This window comes from Collimonas pratensis (assembly GCF_001584185.1).
GTDB lineage: Bacteria > Pseudomonadota > Gammaproteobacteria > Burkholderiales > Burkholderiaceae_D > Collimonas > Collimonas pratensis.
Genome location: NZ_CP013234.1, coordinates 3,100,803 through 3,116,258 on the forward strand (window position 1 = coordinate 3,100,803; position 15,456 = coordinate 3,116,258).

The following is a 15,456-nucleotide window of genomic DNA, read 5'->3' on the forward strand; positions in this document are numbered from 1 at the left end:
CCTGTTGTCTGATTAGAAATCTGTGAAATATTTTTAGATTTTCAAAATTTCTTAAAAAACAATTTGCCAATGTAAATCTTACGATGTTTCTTGCAAAACATTTTGTAATTCTTTTCGAAGATCGATAGAAATTTTTCGCTTGTTTTTTTCATATAACATCTTATGAGCCAAATTTTTCGCTTCTTTAATTTCCCCTAATTTATTGTAAGTTTTGGCCTTTGCGACAAGTGCATCGACATTGAATGGGTCGACAAATAATATTTGATTTAAATTTTCCATACATTCATCATATTTTTTATTCATTTCCGCAATTTGATAAGAAAGCCACAACACAGAAATATTTAAAGGAGCTTTTTCTTTCGCGATATCAAGATATCTCATCGTGTAAAATTGCTTCTCTGTTTCTGTTGAACGCAAACTCAATTTAGCTATAAGTAGATCATAATTAACAAAATCTTCAAGTGGTTTTATTTCATCTCGAAGTTTTTTGCTTAGCAATCCTTTTATAGGATCTCCAGTATAAAAAAGAAGACTTGCAAGATTGAGTTTTAAATTTACGTCGAAATTTCTCTTTTGTTCGAGCTCTGAAAGCATATTCAAATAAGGAATAGACAATTTTTGATCAAAATGAATCGCTTCAAGAGAGTGATTGATAAAAGCCTTTTTAACTAACCACATTTCGGGATACTCACGCATCTTTCTACTTAAAAACATACTTGAAGCAGGAAATCCTAATTCTGCGGCTAATATGTCAGCCTCATTCAAAATCGAATTTTGATCTGCATCACCGTTTGATCCCATATGTTTTAAAATTTTTCGTGCTTCAGCAAATTGGTTTTGCGGTATTGCAATGGCAATTTCAAATTGCTCAATTGTATATTTCGATAATGATTTATTTATCTTTGCCATCTGCAAAATATTAGTGACATCTTTATATCTCCCCATTTTCAGATTATAAGTGGCTTCATAGTACGGCAAGATCCAAATAGGTATATGTGAGTCATCGGAAAAACTCGACTTTAATTTTTCCAGCACTTGGCCTAAAGAAGTGATATTTCCAGTAAAAAGCGATTGTTCAAGTAAGCCGACAAATCCAAATACTTCTCCACCCTGAGTATTTACAAGTTCATCAAACAGTAAATTTGAATCTCGAGTTTTCCCGCGCAATAACATTAGATAGGCTTGCGCAAATTTATTTGACACGTCCGAGGAATTTTTCATTTCTTCTGGAAGAGCGGCTTCTGTTTCCAGTATTGCCTCGCAATATACAATGAGTAACCTAGGGTCACTATCGAGACTCCACTTATACCTTTGCAAGTCATGAGTTATTTCATCAAAACGCAATGCTCTTTTCTTTAGAAAAATGTTTTCGCTAAAACTCAATGGAATTTGCTGTGCTTTTGGCGTGGCAAAAGTATTGTCTACAGTAAAAATCGTTAACAAATAGAATAAAAATATTAATGATTTTTTAAGTAAAAATATTTTCGAAATCATAATTTCATTTATTAAAAAATTTAAATGGTGCAGGAATATATTTAAAATTAGGTGTTTTAGGGCGGCAAATGCGTTTCCCACTTTGATTCTCTTTTGTACACATATGTGGATCTGGATCGCACTCTAATTCTGGAGGTTTAGAAATAATCACATCGCCTGGACAAGTCTCTATCCATTGGTGACATAAAGCCAACGCCGGGTTTGCCTGCGCCTCTGATTGCACGACTTCATTCCCATTTCCAGCTGCCTCATGTATGTCAGCTTTAAATCCGCTTGAATCACTTTCCACCATTTGTTGACCGTAGGGATCCACTTCACTTAATGGATTCCCATTGACATAGCTGAAACCATTGGTTTGTCCGGATGCCCATCCAATCGGATCTTGCGAAATAAACCGGCCCATTGCCGGCGAGTAGTACCGTGCCCGGTAATAGTACAGTCCTGTTGCATCGTTCTCCCGACCAGTGTACTGCTGGCTATTATCATTAGTCCCTACCTGGATCGTATTGCCATAGGCATCGTAGCTGTAGCTGCTCACCGTCGCCTGCGTCGCATCAGTCGCCATAATGATGCTACCCAAAGCATCCGTCAGCATCGTCTGGTTGCCCGCATTGGTCTGCCGTACCAGCACATTATCAACGCCAGGTCCTGTCACCAGATTCGCCGTCACACCTGCGCCGCTGCCGGTGCCGCTCTTCTCCTGCACAAAGTTGATCCCGTCATACAGATAGCCGGTCGAAGTCGTGCCAATCGTCTTGCCGACCCGACGTCCCATCGCATCGTACTGGAAGCTGGCCATGTTGCTGCCAGCGATGCTTTGCAGCTGGTTTCTCTCATCCCAGATGTAGGTATTGGTGCCGTCGCTGGTCAAATTGCCATTGGCATCGTAGGTCAACGTCTGCGTACCAAACGTAGTCAATTGATTCGCTGCATTAAAACTGGTCGTACTCACCGCTGCACCCGGATTGATTTGCGCCAGCGATCCGCCAACGCCGGTACGGCGCCCCACTGTGTCGTAGGTATAGCTTAGATCTCCAATGGCTGAACCATCCGCCTTGGCATAAGCGATTCCAGTAATCTGGTTGCCATTGTCATAGCTGTAGCTGGCATGGATACCATTGGGATAGACGCGTTGCGTCAGGCGGTTGGCATTGTCGTAGGTATAACCTGTGGTTTGCGCCACATTGCCATTGCTGCTGCCGGCTGCCTGCTGGATTTGCGTCAAACGGTTGACCACGTCGTAGCTATAACTAATCGTCGGCTGGCCGGCGACCGTCAACGTCAAACGGCGTCCTGCCGCATCAAACGTACGGGTGACCGTACCTTGCGGCGTGGTTTCGCTCAATGTTCTGTCCAGCAGATCATAATTGCGCGTGATCGTGCCGGAAACAGAATCTACGATCTGCGTCAGGCGATTGCCATTGTCCCATGTGAATGTAGTATTGCTGGCGCTGCTCGTGCCGCCGGCATTGGCGCCGTAGCTGATACTAGTGAGCCGTCCCAATGCATCGTAGGTACGATTGGTGATTTGTCCCTTGTTATCGACGCTCTGGCTCACCTTGCCGCCAGGCTCGTACGATGCCGTCGCCTTGTGCGCCAGCGCATCGGTCATGCTGCTCATCCGGTCCCGGCTGTCATAGGTGAATCCGGTGGCATTGTTGTTCTCGTCGATCTGGCTCAATACATTGCCATTAGCGTCATAGCCTATCTGGGCGACACCACCTTTGGCATTGGTGATCGCCGTAGCACGATCCAAATTGTCATAGGCAACATAGGTACGGTTGTTCAGCATGTCCGTCACGCTGGTCGGGCGACCAACGATATCGGTATAAGAACTCACCGTGCGTCCCAAGGCGTCGGTCACCGCTTGCAAATCGGCGCCCGCGTAAGCAAAGCTGGTGGCGTGGCCGAGTGCATCGGTGATGCTGGTGCGCCGCCCTTTGCTGTCATACGTCATCACCACCGCATGCCCCAGGGCGTCGGTCGCCTGAGTCAAATTCCCCAGATTGTTATAGGTCAGCGTCACACTATTACCGTTCGGATCAGTAATACTGGTGGGCAGGCTGTAGGTCAGATCATAGGCGACATTGGTAGTAACCGCATTGCTGGTACCAGCCAATTGCGTAATCTGCGTCTTGTTGCCCAGGCGATCGTACTGATACGCCGTCACGCGGCCCATGGCGTCGGTCGTGCTGTCGAGCAGATGTGTGGTGCTGTTCCAGTTATTGCTCGCCGTTTGTTGCAGTGTCGTACCAAACGCGCTGATGACGCTGGTCGGCGCTCCATTCGTGTCGAAGCTATATCGCGTTACCGTACCGCGTTCATCAGTGGCGTCGGTTTGTAGCACCGTGTCAAAACCGGCAGTACTGGTTCCTGTGCCCGTTTGTGACGATTGCAATACATAACCGAACTGGAAGAAACGCCCGTCCGCATATGTCTGCTTGCTCAACCGCCCATTGCTGTCAAAGACGTTGCTGGTCTTGACGTTGCCATTCTTGTCCGTCACCGTCAGCATGTTGGTGCTGGACTTGACACCGCCCACGGAATGCGCAGGATCAAGTGTCTGCGTACCGTAGGTATATTGGGTCGTCTTGCCCATCGGATCGGTCACCGTCATCAAACGTCCGCTGGCATCGTAGGCATAACCCACCGTGCGCGCCAGATCATCCTGGATTTGCGTAATTCGATTGCTTCCGTCATAGGTTAGATACACATTCCGACCGCTTGGCGATATGATCTGGGTCAGATTTGCATTCGTGCGCACCAGCTGCGTCAAATTGCCGAACCGGTCCTTCATACCCAGCATGGCGCCCTGCCGTGCTGTACCACTGCCATCGCCAACACCCGGAAAGTAATAAACATCACCGGTCTTCAGCGTCACGCTCCAATCAGCACCAGGATAGGTCGTATCCCATTTCACAATGGCGCCGTAATATGCCGTGGTCGGATCCGAAGTACTCTGAAACACGGCATTGGTATAGCCGGTGCCGCCTGAGACACGTACGAAATTAATCTGGCCGCCATCCGGCTTGATCAGTGATGCATACGGCAGGATCTGGTCTTTACTGGTGTCGTAGCCACCGGTCAGAAACATGTCGTAGGACAGGTTCGTACCAATACCAAAAGCGCGGCTGGCATCGTCTGCCTGGCGGTAGCTGCGGCTGACCCGGATCGGCACGATATCGGAGATCGTCAGATCGGTTTCCTGGTTAATGAAGAGTCCAGAATAGGTGTCCACTGGATCGGCGGTCTTGCAGCCGCAATCTTTGGGTCCGGTAGTAGGTGCATTGGTCGACGGCGCCATCGTCGTAATCATCGCCCCCGTAAATTCATAAATACGCACATTCGCATCCGGCATCACCTGCTTGCCGTCAGCAGTCACTGTTCCCTGACCATATTCGAACCAGCCACGCTTGGCAGCGTCATAATCCCAGAACGTCATGCGTGTGCCAGGTTTGGCGTGCGGATAGTTCGGATAGACAATTTGCGCGCCCTTGGCACTTGCGGCGTTAATACCTTCCAGATGCGAGCCGCCTGGCTGCACCGTAAAATACACCGGAACATTAATATGCGGCAGCGGAAACGGCGGCTGGTTGACCGGCACTGCAGTCATACTGATTTCAGTCACAATCTTGCCGTTGGCATCGCGAATGACCATGCCTGCAGGAATGCGCAGCTCCAGCCCTGGAATCTGCGGATTGCTCAATACAGTATCGCTTTCTGTCGGCGAGGCGATCTTCACCGTTTGCGGGTTCAGTCGCGACATCCAGATCACGAACGGCAGCAAGTTGGGCTTGCCGGCTTCTACATTAAAGCCATATTCATAACGGCCGTAATGATGCTCGCCAATAGTGGCGCTCTCGCCGTTGATGACCAGGGTCTGGCGGCCAGATGGTACTGGTGAGAGCGTAAATTCCCCATTCTCGTCAGTCTTCACCTGCTGATCGCCCATCGACAGCGTGGCATTGACCAGCGGCACGCCATTCAAGCGCAACACTTGGCCGGATACCGAGGTCACTCCCGTCGCTAACGGCTCCACGTTCGGGATGCGCTTCATGGCAACGTCGGCCGGCGTCAGTGACATCAGTTCCGGATAGCCGTACAGTACACGGCGCAGCGCCAGATTCTTCGGCAAATGCTGCAAGGAGACATTACGGTCGCCACGGCGCCATTGGCCGTAATGATCCCCTACCCCAGGCACCCACAATTCCCCGTCTTCTGCCGTCTCTATCGAGGTGACCATCTGGTTGGTGGGTGCCTTAGGCGCCGGTACCGGCGCCGCATCTTTGCTGGCAGGACCAGTGGTGTTGCCAGATACCGTCTTGCCACTACCTGAGGCTAAGGCGCCTTGCGCCAGAGTCGCCTGAGCGATCGCGGTAGCCGTCCTTGCCGTATTCAATGCCACCGTCTTGAAGCCAACCGCCGTCAGCGGCAATGGCTGCCCAAATTGGTCCGTGGCGCCTTGTACGAACAAGGTATAAGAACTGGCAGGCAGCAATTCTTGCGTGGGGGTTGCAAACAGCAGAACACCGTTATCTACCGCAACCGGCAGTACGCCCACCGCGCCATTCGGTCCCATCAGCGTGACTGTCGCGTTGTTAAATGAACCAATCGCCATCTTCTGAGAGAAACGCAGCACCAGCCGTTGCGCCACCGGCACATTGGTGGCGCCACTTGACGGTAATTGACCAAGTACGCCTGGCGCCGCACTACGGGCCAAGCCGTTGGCCAGCTGCTGGACGGCATCCATCGGCAGGGTCGAGAATTGGCCGCTATCGGACGAATACACATCGGCTGTCGCCTGCGCTTGTCCACTTGCGGTGCTGCCAGACCAGATCAGCACGCGATTGTCTGGCAACAGCAACGTCGTTGGTGCGATACGATCGCTGCCCAGCTTGGCTGTGAGGCGTTCTATCCTGCGCGAAACCGGGTCGTAGATATCCACGTCACGAATCGGATTGCCACTGGCATCAACACCGCCTGCCAGCAATACCCGACCATCCATCAATACAGTCGCGCTATGGGCGCTGCGGCCGGCCAGTCCCAGGCTGCCCAGATCCGTGAAGGCGCCTGTCGCAGGATCGAACAGTTCGGCATCCGCCAATACCCCGCCATGGGCGTCCACACCACCCAGCACCAGCACTTTGCCATCCGGAAGCAGCGTGGCGCTGTGACGGCTTCGCGACAGGTGCAACGTGGAAGGCAATGCCGTACGTTGACCATCTGCGCCAATGCGCCAGGCCTGGTTCCCCGCCACGCCAGCGCTGGCGCCGCCGATAACAAGCCATTGACCGTCCGCCAACTGCGTCGCGCTTTGGCCGACTAGCAGCGCCGGCTGCGCCACCAGCAACCGCGACAGCGCATCGACACTGGAACTGCTGGCAGCAACGACAGGCAATGCCGTTGTCGCCAAGGTCATCGGCGCCGCACCGGCGAAGGCCATGGCCAGCAGCAGTGCCCCGGCAAGCCGCCTGGAACGATGCGTCAGTTTCTCAGGTTTCAGGGTCGAACATAGCGAATTCTTCATCGGGCGGGCAGTATCCATCATGGTGTTTGAGCGAAGGGCAAGGTGTTTGTAATAAGGGAGGTCATGTGTCATGGGGTCAACCCGAATTGTTTGATCGAAAGCGCGCCACTGAAAGCGGTGCCGGCACTACTCGGATTAATGAGCACGGTATAGGTACCGGTCGAGGGCAAGCCGGTACTGCCCGACGATACCTCTGGTACATTCCAGTTGGACGCTCCCGCGGCACTCACCGAACTACCAACCGTTGCCCCGTTAGGACCAATGACCGAGACAGTGACTGGCGAATTTGCTGGCCTGGTCGTAACACCTGACAACGCCATCTTCAGGTACTGACCTGCCGTGCCGCGGAAGGAATACGATCCGCTTTGCCCCGCCACCTGATTGATTGCCAACGGCGTCCCATCGACAGTGAGTGCTCCGGTTGCCGGCGGCAGCAATTGCAACGTTACCTGACCAATTCCACCAGCGTAAGGAACTATGAACACAGTATATGTACCGGTCTGCGATAAATTATGGAGTTGCAAAACTCCTGTTGGAAAATTGACCGCATCCAAAATTTGGTTGGACACTTGCGAACCGTCTGGCGCGTAAACATTTAAGTACGACCAAGTGCCGCTGAAGGTGGTTCCGGTCCACGCCAGGCTATAGTTATCTCCGGCATTAGCATTGAATGTGTAATGACCATTCTGGCCCGCACGCGCTGTTGCAAAGGTCGTTGCCGCCGCGTTCGCCGTCAGCACTCCAGTCACTTCGCTCGACAACGTCAACGTTGCCTGAACCGCAGTAGTTGCACTACCCGGCACCAATACAATCGTGTACACACCGGTAGCGTTCAACTGTGGCAGTACGCAGCCGTTGGCAGCGCTGAAACCACTGCAGGTGACCAGAGTACTGCCATTCGGCGCGATCACTGTCCAACTTTCAGAACCACCTGCCGGAGTAAAAGTAACACCCGACACACCCAATCCGAGGCGTTGACCAATAGTGCCGTTAAACGTGTACTTGCCGGTGGCGCCAGCCACCTGATTGATCGCCAGCGGCACGCTATCGACCGCCAACGTTCCGGTTGTTGGCGACAGCAACTGTAGTGCTACCTGCCCATTTCCACCTGCATAAGGAACAACAGACACACTATATGTGCCGGTCTGCGAAAGATTTTTGAGTTGTAAAATCCCTGCTGGAAAATTGACCGCGCCAAAATATTGAGAGGCAACTTGAGTACCATCTGGTGCGTAGATATATAGGTACGACCAGATACCATTGAAGGTGGCTCCGGTCCACGCCAGGCTATAGTTATCTCCGGCATTAGCATTGAATGTGTAACGACCATTCTGGCCCGCACGCGCTGTTGCAAAGGTCGTTGCCGCCGCGTTCGCCGTCAGCACTCCAGTCACTTCGCTCGACAACGTCAACGTTGCCTGAACCGCAGTAGTTGCACTACCCGGCACCAATACAATCGTGTACACACCGGTAGCGTTCAACTGTGGCAGTACGCAGCCGTTGGCAGCGCTGAAACCACTGCAGGTGACCAGAGTACTGCCATTCGGCGCGATCACTGTCCAACTTTCAGAACCACCTGCCGGAGTAAAAGTAACACCCGACACACCCAATCCGAGGCGTTGACCAATAGTGCCGTTAAACGTGTACTTGCCGGTGGCGCCAGCCACCTGATTGATCGCCAGCGGCACGCTATCGACTGCCAACGTTCCGGTTGTTGGCGATAACAACTGCAGCGCTACCTGCCCGGTCTCGCCTTGATATGGGACGACAAACACCGTATAGGCGCCAGTCTGCGATATGTTGCTAAGCTGGATTTCTCCCGTCGGCGAGTTAACGCTGACATACGGATAAGAAGCGATTTGAGTGCCATCTGGTGCGTAAACATAAATATACGACAAAGATCCACCGAAAGTCGCCCCAGTCCACGCCAGACTATAGCTATCTCCCGCATTGGCGTTGAATGTGTAACGACCATTCTGGCCCGCACGCGCTGTTGCAAAGGTTGTCGCCGCAGCGTTCGCCGTCAGCACTCCAGTCACTTCGCTCGACAACGTCAACGTTGCCTGAACCGCAGTAGTTGCACTACCCGGCACCAATACAATCGTGTACACACCGGTAGCGTTCAACTGTGGCAGTACGCAGCCGTTGGCAGCGCTGAAACCACTGCAGGTGACCAGAGTACTGCCATTCGGCGCGATCACTGTCCAACTTTCAGAACCACCTGCCGGAGTAAAAGTAACACCCGACACACCCAATCCGAGGCGTTGACCAATAGTGCCGTTAAACGTGTACTTGCCGGTGGCGCCAGCCACCTGATTGATCGCCAGCGGCACGCTATCGACTGCCAACGTTCCGGTTGTTGGCGATAACAACTGCAGCGCTACCTGCCCGGTCTCGCCTTGATATGGGACGACAAACACCGTATAGGCGCCAGTCTGCGATATGTTGCTAAGCTGGATTTCTCCCGTCGGCGAGTTAACGCTGACATACGGATAAGAAGCGATTTGAGTGCCATCTGGTGCGTAAACATAAATATACGACAAAGATCCACCGAAAGTCGCCCCAGTCCACGCCAGACTATAGCTATCTCCCGCATTGGCGTTGAATGTGTAACGACCATTCTGGCCCGCACGCGCTGTTGCAAAGGTTGTCGCCGCAGCGTTCGCCGTCAGCACTCCAGTCACTTCGCTCGACAACGTCAACGTTGCCTGAACCGCAGTAGTTGCACTACCCGGCACCAATACAATCGTGTACACACCGGTAGCGTTCAACTGTGGCAGTACGCAGCCGTTGGCAGCGCTGAAACCACTGCAGGTGACCAGAGTACTGCCATTCGGCGCGATCACTGTCCAACTTTCAGAACCACCTGCCGGAGTAAAAGTAACACCCGACACACCCAATCCGAGGCGTTGACCAATAGTGCCGTTAAACGTGTACTTGCCGGTGGCGCCAGCCACCTGATTGATCGCCAGCGGCACGCTATCGACCGCCAACGTTCCGGTTGTTGGCGACAGCAACTGTAGTGCTACCTGCCCGGTCTCCCCCTGATATGGGACGACCAACACCGTATAGGCGCCAGTCTGCGATATGTTGCTAAGCTGGATTTCTCCCGTCGGCGAGTTAACGCTGACATACGGATAAGAAGCAACTTGAGTGCCATCTGGCGCATAGACATACAGATAGGAATAAGACCCACTGAAAGTCGCCCCGGTCCAAGCCAGGCTATAGCTATCTCCCGCATTGGCGTTGAATGTGTAACGACCATTCTGGCCCGCACGCGCTGTTGCAAAGGTTGTCGCTGCAGCGTTCGCCGTCAGCACTCCAGTCACTTCGCTCGACAACGTCAATACTCCCTTCAGCGAAACGCCACCGCTTGGCACTAACACTACTGTATATATGCCCGTGGCATTCAACTGCGGCAACACGCAGCCACTGTTACCGGCACTGCCGAAACTGCCGCAGCTGACCAATGTCGTTCCATTAGGAGCAACGACAGACAAGCTTACAGAACCTCCGGGAGATGTAAGAGCGACGCCCAAGCCAAGATGTTGACCGATTGAGCCGTTGAAAGAGTAATGTCCACTCGCACCAGAAGCTAAATCGATCGCTATCGGTCCGCTATCTGCTACCACAACACCATCCACTGCTATAGACCCGGGAGTGGTCGTACCAGTCAAAGTTATTCCCAAAGATACCTGGCCCAAGTTTGATGCCGGTAACTGATACGGATTAACGAAGATTGTGTATGTGCCAGTTTGTTGCAAATTGGTCAGAGTCACGGTGCCATTTAGGCCATTTCCGAACGTCGTGGAACCAAGATTAGTCCCGTCTGGCGCGTACACAGTCGCAGTATTACTCGATGTAGTTAACGTCGATCCAGCTAGGCTGAGAGACAAATTTTGTTCCATCGTCGCGTCAAATGTATAACGCCCATTTTGACCTACCCGTGTTATCAAGAATGTTCTGGCTGGAGCACCAACAACGAGGGTTCCCGTACTCTCCGTCGAAAGCGTTAAAGTACTTTGTATCGAAGTGACAGTACTACCGGGCGCCAATAACACAGTGTAAACACCAGTAGCACTCAACTGTGGCAGTACACAGCTGTTAGCTGCGTTGAAACTGCTGCAGTTAACCAAAGTTGTACCGTTAGGCGCAATTACCGACCAAATTGCAGAGCTTCCAGCCGGTGCAAGCGCGACACCCGCGACGCCCAATCCAAGGTGTTGCCCGACAGTGCCACTGAACGTATAGCGGCCGCTGACGCCCGCCATTTGATTAATCGTCAGCGAGGAACCATCGATCGCAAGCACGCCCGTCGCCGGCGATAATAATTGGATAAAAAGCTGTCCCGTACTACCATTCGAGGGAACGGCAACCACCGTATACGTGCCCGTCTGCGACAAATTATTTAGACGTATTTCCCCTGTCGGGTGAACGGCAGCATCGAAAGGATAGGAAGCTACCTGAGATCCATCTGGTGCATAGATCGTTAAATATGAACCCGCCCCGTTGAAAGTGCTACCAGTCCACGCAAAGGTCGGATTATCACCAGCCGTGGCATTAAACGTGTAACGACCGTTCTGGCCAGCACGTGTCGTCGCAAAGGTCGTCGCAGCAGCATCCGTTGTCAGGACGCCACTTACCTCTGTCGATAACGTCAATGCCCCCTGTACAGTAGTTACCGCAGTAGATGGCACCATCATTATGGTGTACACACCAGTTGCATTTAACTGCGGCAGCACACAATTGCTATTGGTACTAAAGCTATTACAGTTCACAAGGGTTGCGCCATTCGGCGTAATCACTGACCAGCTTTCAGAACCTCCAGTCGGCGTAATAGCAATCCCCGAAGCACCCAACCCAAGGTGCTGCCCAATAGAGCCGTTAAACGTGTACTTGCCATTTCCCCCAGCCACTTGATTGATTGTCAGTGGCGGGCCATCGACAGTCAACGCTCCCGCAGCTGGGGACAGCAGTTGAATCGTAACCTGCCCTGTCCCTCCAGCAGCAGGAACTGCGAATAGCGTATAAGTACCTGTCTGGGACAAGTTATTAAGTTGCACCTCCCCCATTGGAGTAGCAGTGCCGAAATAAGGCGCCGCAACTTGCGAGCCATCTGGTGCATAAATATACAGGTAGTTATAGACATTCGTGAACGTGCTACCGGTCCACGCCAGACTATAGCTTTCCCCAGCATTGGCACTAAACGTATAACGGCCATTCTGACCCGCGCGCGTTGTCGCAAAGGTCACCGCAGCAGCATTAGCCGTCAACGCGCCGTTCGCTTCGGACGATAATGTCAGTGTCGCCTGCATCGCAGTAGTTGCATTGCCGGGTGTCAATACAATCGTATACACGCCGGTCGCGCTCAACTTCGGTAACACACAATTACTGGTAGTGCTAAAGCTATTGCAGTTGACGAGTGTCGTCCCATTCGGTGTAATCACCGACCAACTTGCAGAACCTCCTGCCGGGTTAAAAATAACACCCGAAACACCCAACCCAAGACGCTGGCCAATAATGCCGTTAAACGTGTATTTGCCAGTGGCGCCAGCCACCTGATTGATCGCCAGCGGCACACCATCGGCTGCCAGTGTTCCCGTTATCGGCGACAGTAATTGCAGTGCTACCTGCCCGGTGCCACCTGCAGCTGGGACAACGAATACCGTATAAGTACCTGTCTGGGACAAATTATTGAGTTGCACTTCCCCCGTCGAACTGCTGGCTGCGGAAAAATTAGGTGCGGCAATTTGCGAGCCATCTGGCGCATAAACATACAGATAAGACCAATAGCCGTTGAAGGTCGTATTTGTCCATGCAAGATTGTAGTTATCGCCAGCCGTCGCACTAAAGGTATAGCGGCCATTTTGACCGGCACGCGTTGTTGCAAACGTCGTCGCCGCAGCGTTCGTTGTCAACGCTCCGGTCACTTCACTCGACAACGTCAACGTTGCCTGAACCGCAGTAGTTGCACTGCTAGGCACCAACACAATCGTGTAGACACCAGCTGCGTTCAGCTGTGGCAATACACAACCGCTGCCGACACTGAAACTAGTACAGTTTACTAGTGTCGCCCCATTCGGCGCAATCACCGACCAGCTTGCAGAACCTCCGGCCGGCGTGACAGTAACACCTGCAACACCCAACCCAAGGCGTTGGCCGATTGTGCCGTTAAACGTATATTTGCCAGTGGCGCCAGGTGTCTGGTTTATTGCCAGCGGCGCGCCATCAGCTGTCAGCACTCCTGTTATCGGCGACAACAACTGCAGTGCTACTTGCCCGGTGCCACCAGCAGCAGGGACAGCGAATACCGTGTAAGTACCCGTCTGAGATAAATTATTGAGTTGTATTTCTCCTATCGGACTCCCAGCGCCAAAATAAGGGGCCGCTATTTGCGAGCCGTCCGGAGCATAAACCGTCAGGTAAGACCAGTAGCCGTTGAAGGTAGCCCCCGTCCACAACAGACTATAGCTATCCCCAGCATTGGCATTAAACGAATAACGGCCATTCTGGCCAGTACGCGCAGTTGCAAACATCGTCGCTGCGGCATTTTCCGTCAAGACTCCGGTCACTTCGCTTGACAATGTCAGTGTCGCTTGAATCGCCATAGTTGCGCTGCCAGGCACCAATACGATCGTGTACACACCAGTAGCGTTCAACTGTGGCAGTACGCAGCCACTGCTAGCACTAAAACTATTGCAGTTGACCAGTGTCGTTCCATTCGGCGCAATGACCGACCAGCTTTCAGAACCTCCGGACGGCGTAAAAGTAACTCCCGCAACACCCAACCCGAGGCGTTGGCCGATCGTACCGTTAAACGTATATTTACCAGTAGCACCAGGCATCTGGCTTATTGCCAATGATGCCCCATCAACTGTTATTGCCCCCGTTGCAGCTGACAACAACTGAAGTGCTACCTGCCCTGTTCCGCCACTATAAGGCACTACAGACACGGTGTAGACGCCAGTCTGCGACAGATTATTGAGTTGCAATTCCCCTGTCGGACTGCCGACACCAAAATAAGGGGCCGCTATTTGCGAGCCGTCTGGCGCATAAACATACAGGTAAGACCAATAGCCGTTGAAGGTAGCCCCGGTCCACACCAGACTGTAGTTATCGCCTGCCGTCGCTTTAAATGTGTAACTGGCGGTTTGGCCTACCCGCGTTGTCGCAAATGTCGTCGCTGCGGCATTCGGTACAAGGGTAGCGCTGGCCGCACTCGACAATAGCAAGCTCATGCTTGCCGTATGACTGCCGTCGATTCCGAGCAGAATCCGGTATGTAGCGGTTTGCGGCAGCGCTGCAAACTGGCATTTATCCACCCCAGAGAGCGAACAAGAACTCACTACATTGCCGGTGGGACCATAAAGTCGGATTGATACTGTCCCCGAACCACTTGGCACAGGTGTGAACGACGACATCCCGAGGCTAAGTTGCTGACCGGCCGTACCATCAAACAGCAACATGGCATATTTACCGGCGGTATTAATGGTCGGCGTCGCCGCAACACCGTCTGCGACGATGCGACCTGTGGTCACGACATCGGCCACCGCGATTCCTGAAGGCACCACAAAGAAATCCGCACTGCTCGTGCCAGTACCGGCAGCAGTTTGCAAGGAAACCTTACCGCTCTGGGCAGAGCTCGGCACTTTTGCTATCGCCTGGCCCGGTGCGGTCAGCGACGTGACAACTCCACCTACACCACCAAAGAATGCCTTGTTATTGCTTATCCCTGCCTGGAAATTCGTCCCGTTAATGATCACCGCCGTACCGGCTGCGCCTATCGTTGGCGTAAAGCTGGTAATGGTCGGCGCCGACAAGGTCGAGCCGACCGTAAAGGGTTGTGTCGACGTTACACTGCCATTCGCATTACTGACCGTGATCAAGCCAGTTGTCGCCGATGCCGGCACCGTCAGCTTAAGCTGTGATGCGCTTGCCGACGTGACCGTCGCAGCGACGTTGTTGATAGTGACTGTGTTGGAGGCGGCAATTGTACTAAAGCCACTTCCGAAGATGGTGATGTTGGTGCCGGCACCGCCGGACGTGGGGGTAAAACTACTAATGGCCAGGGTATTGACGGTGTCAGCCTTGACGGCAGTGATATTGCCGGCAGCATCATAGGCGTATTGGGTGCTACTGCCATCGCCGGCGATCACCTGGACTAATCGGCCAAGCTCATCGTAGACATAATTCGCGCCAGCAGCATGGGCAATACCGGCACACATAAAAACAGAAGCCAGAACGGCAATGACATGGAATCGTAATACGTGCTGCAACATCAATGAAAATGCTGAAAATGCCATCTGCGCAACATGCTGCACGCGACGTGTCGCCGCGCGGTTCGAATTCGCCATCTGCCCTGCTCCCTGACCCAATTTTATTTTTACCAGCAACAAAACAATGCCGACGAATTCTTCCGCTCAAGCTATTTTTAG

General features: G+C 52.6%; 3 protein-coding genes. All 3 read right to left on the reverse strand.

The features are described from left to right. Positions 1-78: 78 nt before the first annotated feature. The 3 genes from CPter91_RS13910 to CPter91_RS25760 are packed head-to-tail and all read right to left on the reverse strand — an operon-like array spanning position 79 to position 15,375. Entirely contained in the window at positions 79-1,575 is a 1,497-nt protein-coding gene (locus CPter91_RS13910) for a tetratricopeptide repeat protein (protein ID WP_150119702.1), read from the reverse strand. Continuing rightward, complete coding sequence (locus tag CPter91_RS13915; protein ID WP_167595171.1) at positions 1,499-7,042, reverse strand: RHS repeat-associated core domain-containing protein; 5,544 nt, start codon at positions 7,040-7,042, stop codon at positions 1,499-1,501. The genes CPter91_RS13910 and CPter91_RS13915 overlap by 77 nt, the downstream gene beginning before the upstream one ends. Positions 7,043-7,089: 47 nt before the next feature. Further along, positions 7,090-15,375 (reverse strand): beta strand repeat-containing protein, encoded by an 8,286-nt coding sequence (locus CPter91_RS25760; RefSeq protein ID WP_150119703.1) that lies wholly within the window; start codon positions 15,373-15,375, stop codon positions 7,090-7,092. Between the last annotated feature and the right edge of the window lie 81 nt (positions 15,376-15,456).

Excerpts from the sequence above, each read along its gene's own strand:
- CPter91_RS13915 (WP_167595171.1), bottom strand. The coding sequence starts at position 7,042 with ATGATGGATACTGCCCGCCCGATGAAGAATTCGCTATGTTCGACCCTG.
- CPter91_RS25760 (WP_150119703.1), bottom strand. The coding sequence starts at position 15,375 with ATGGCGAATTCGAACCGCGCGGCGACACGTCGCGTGCAGCATGTTGCG.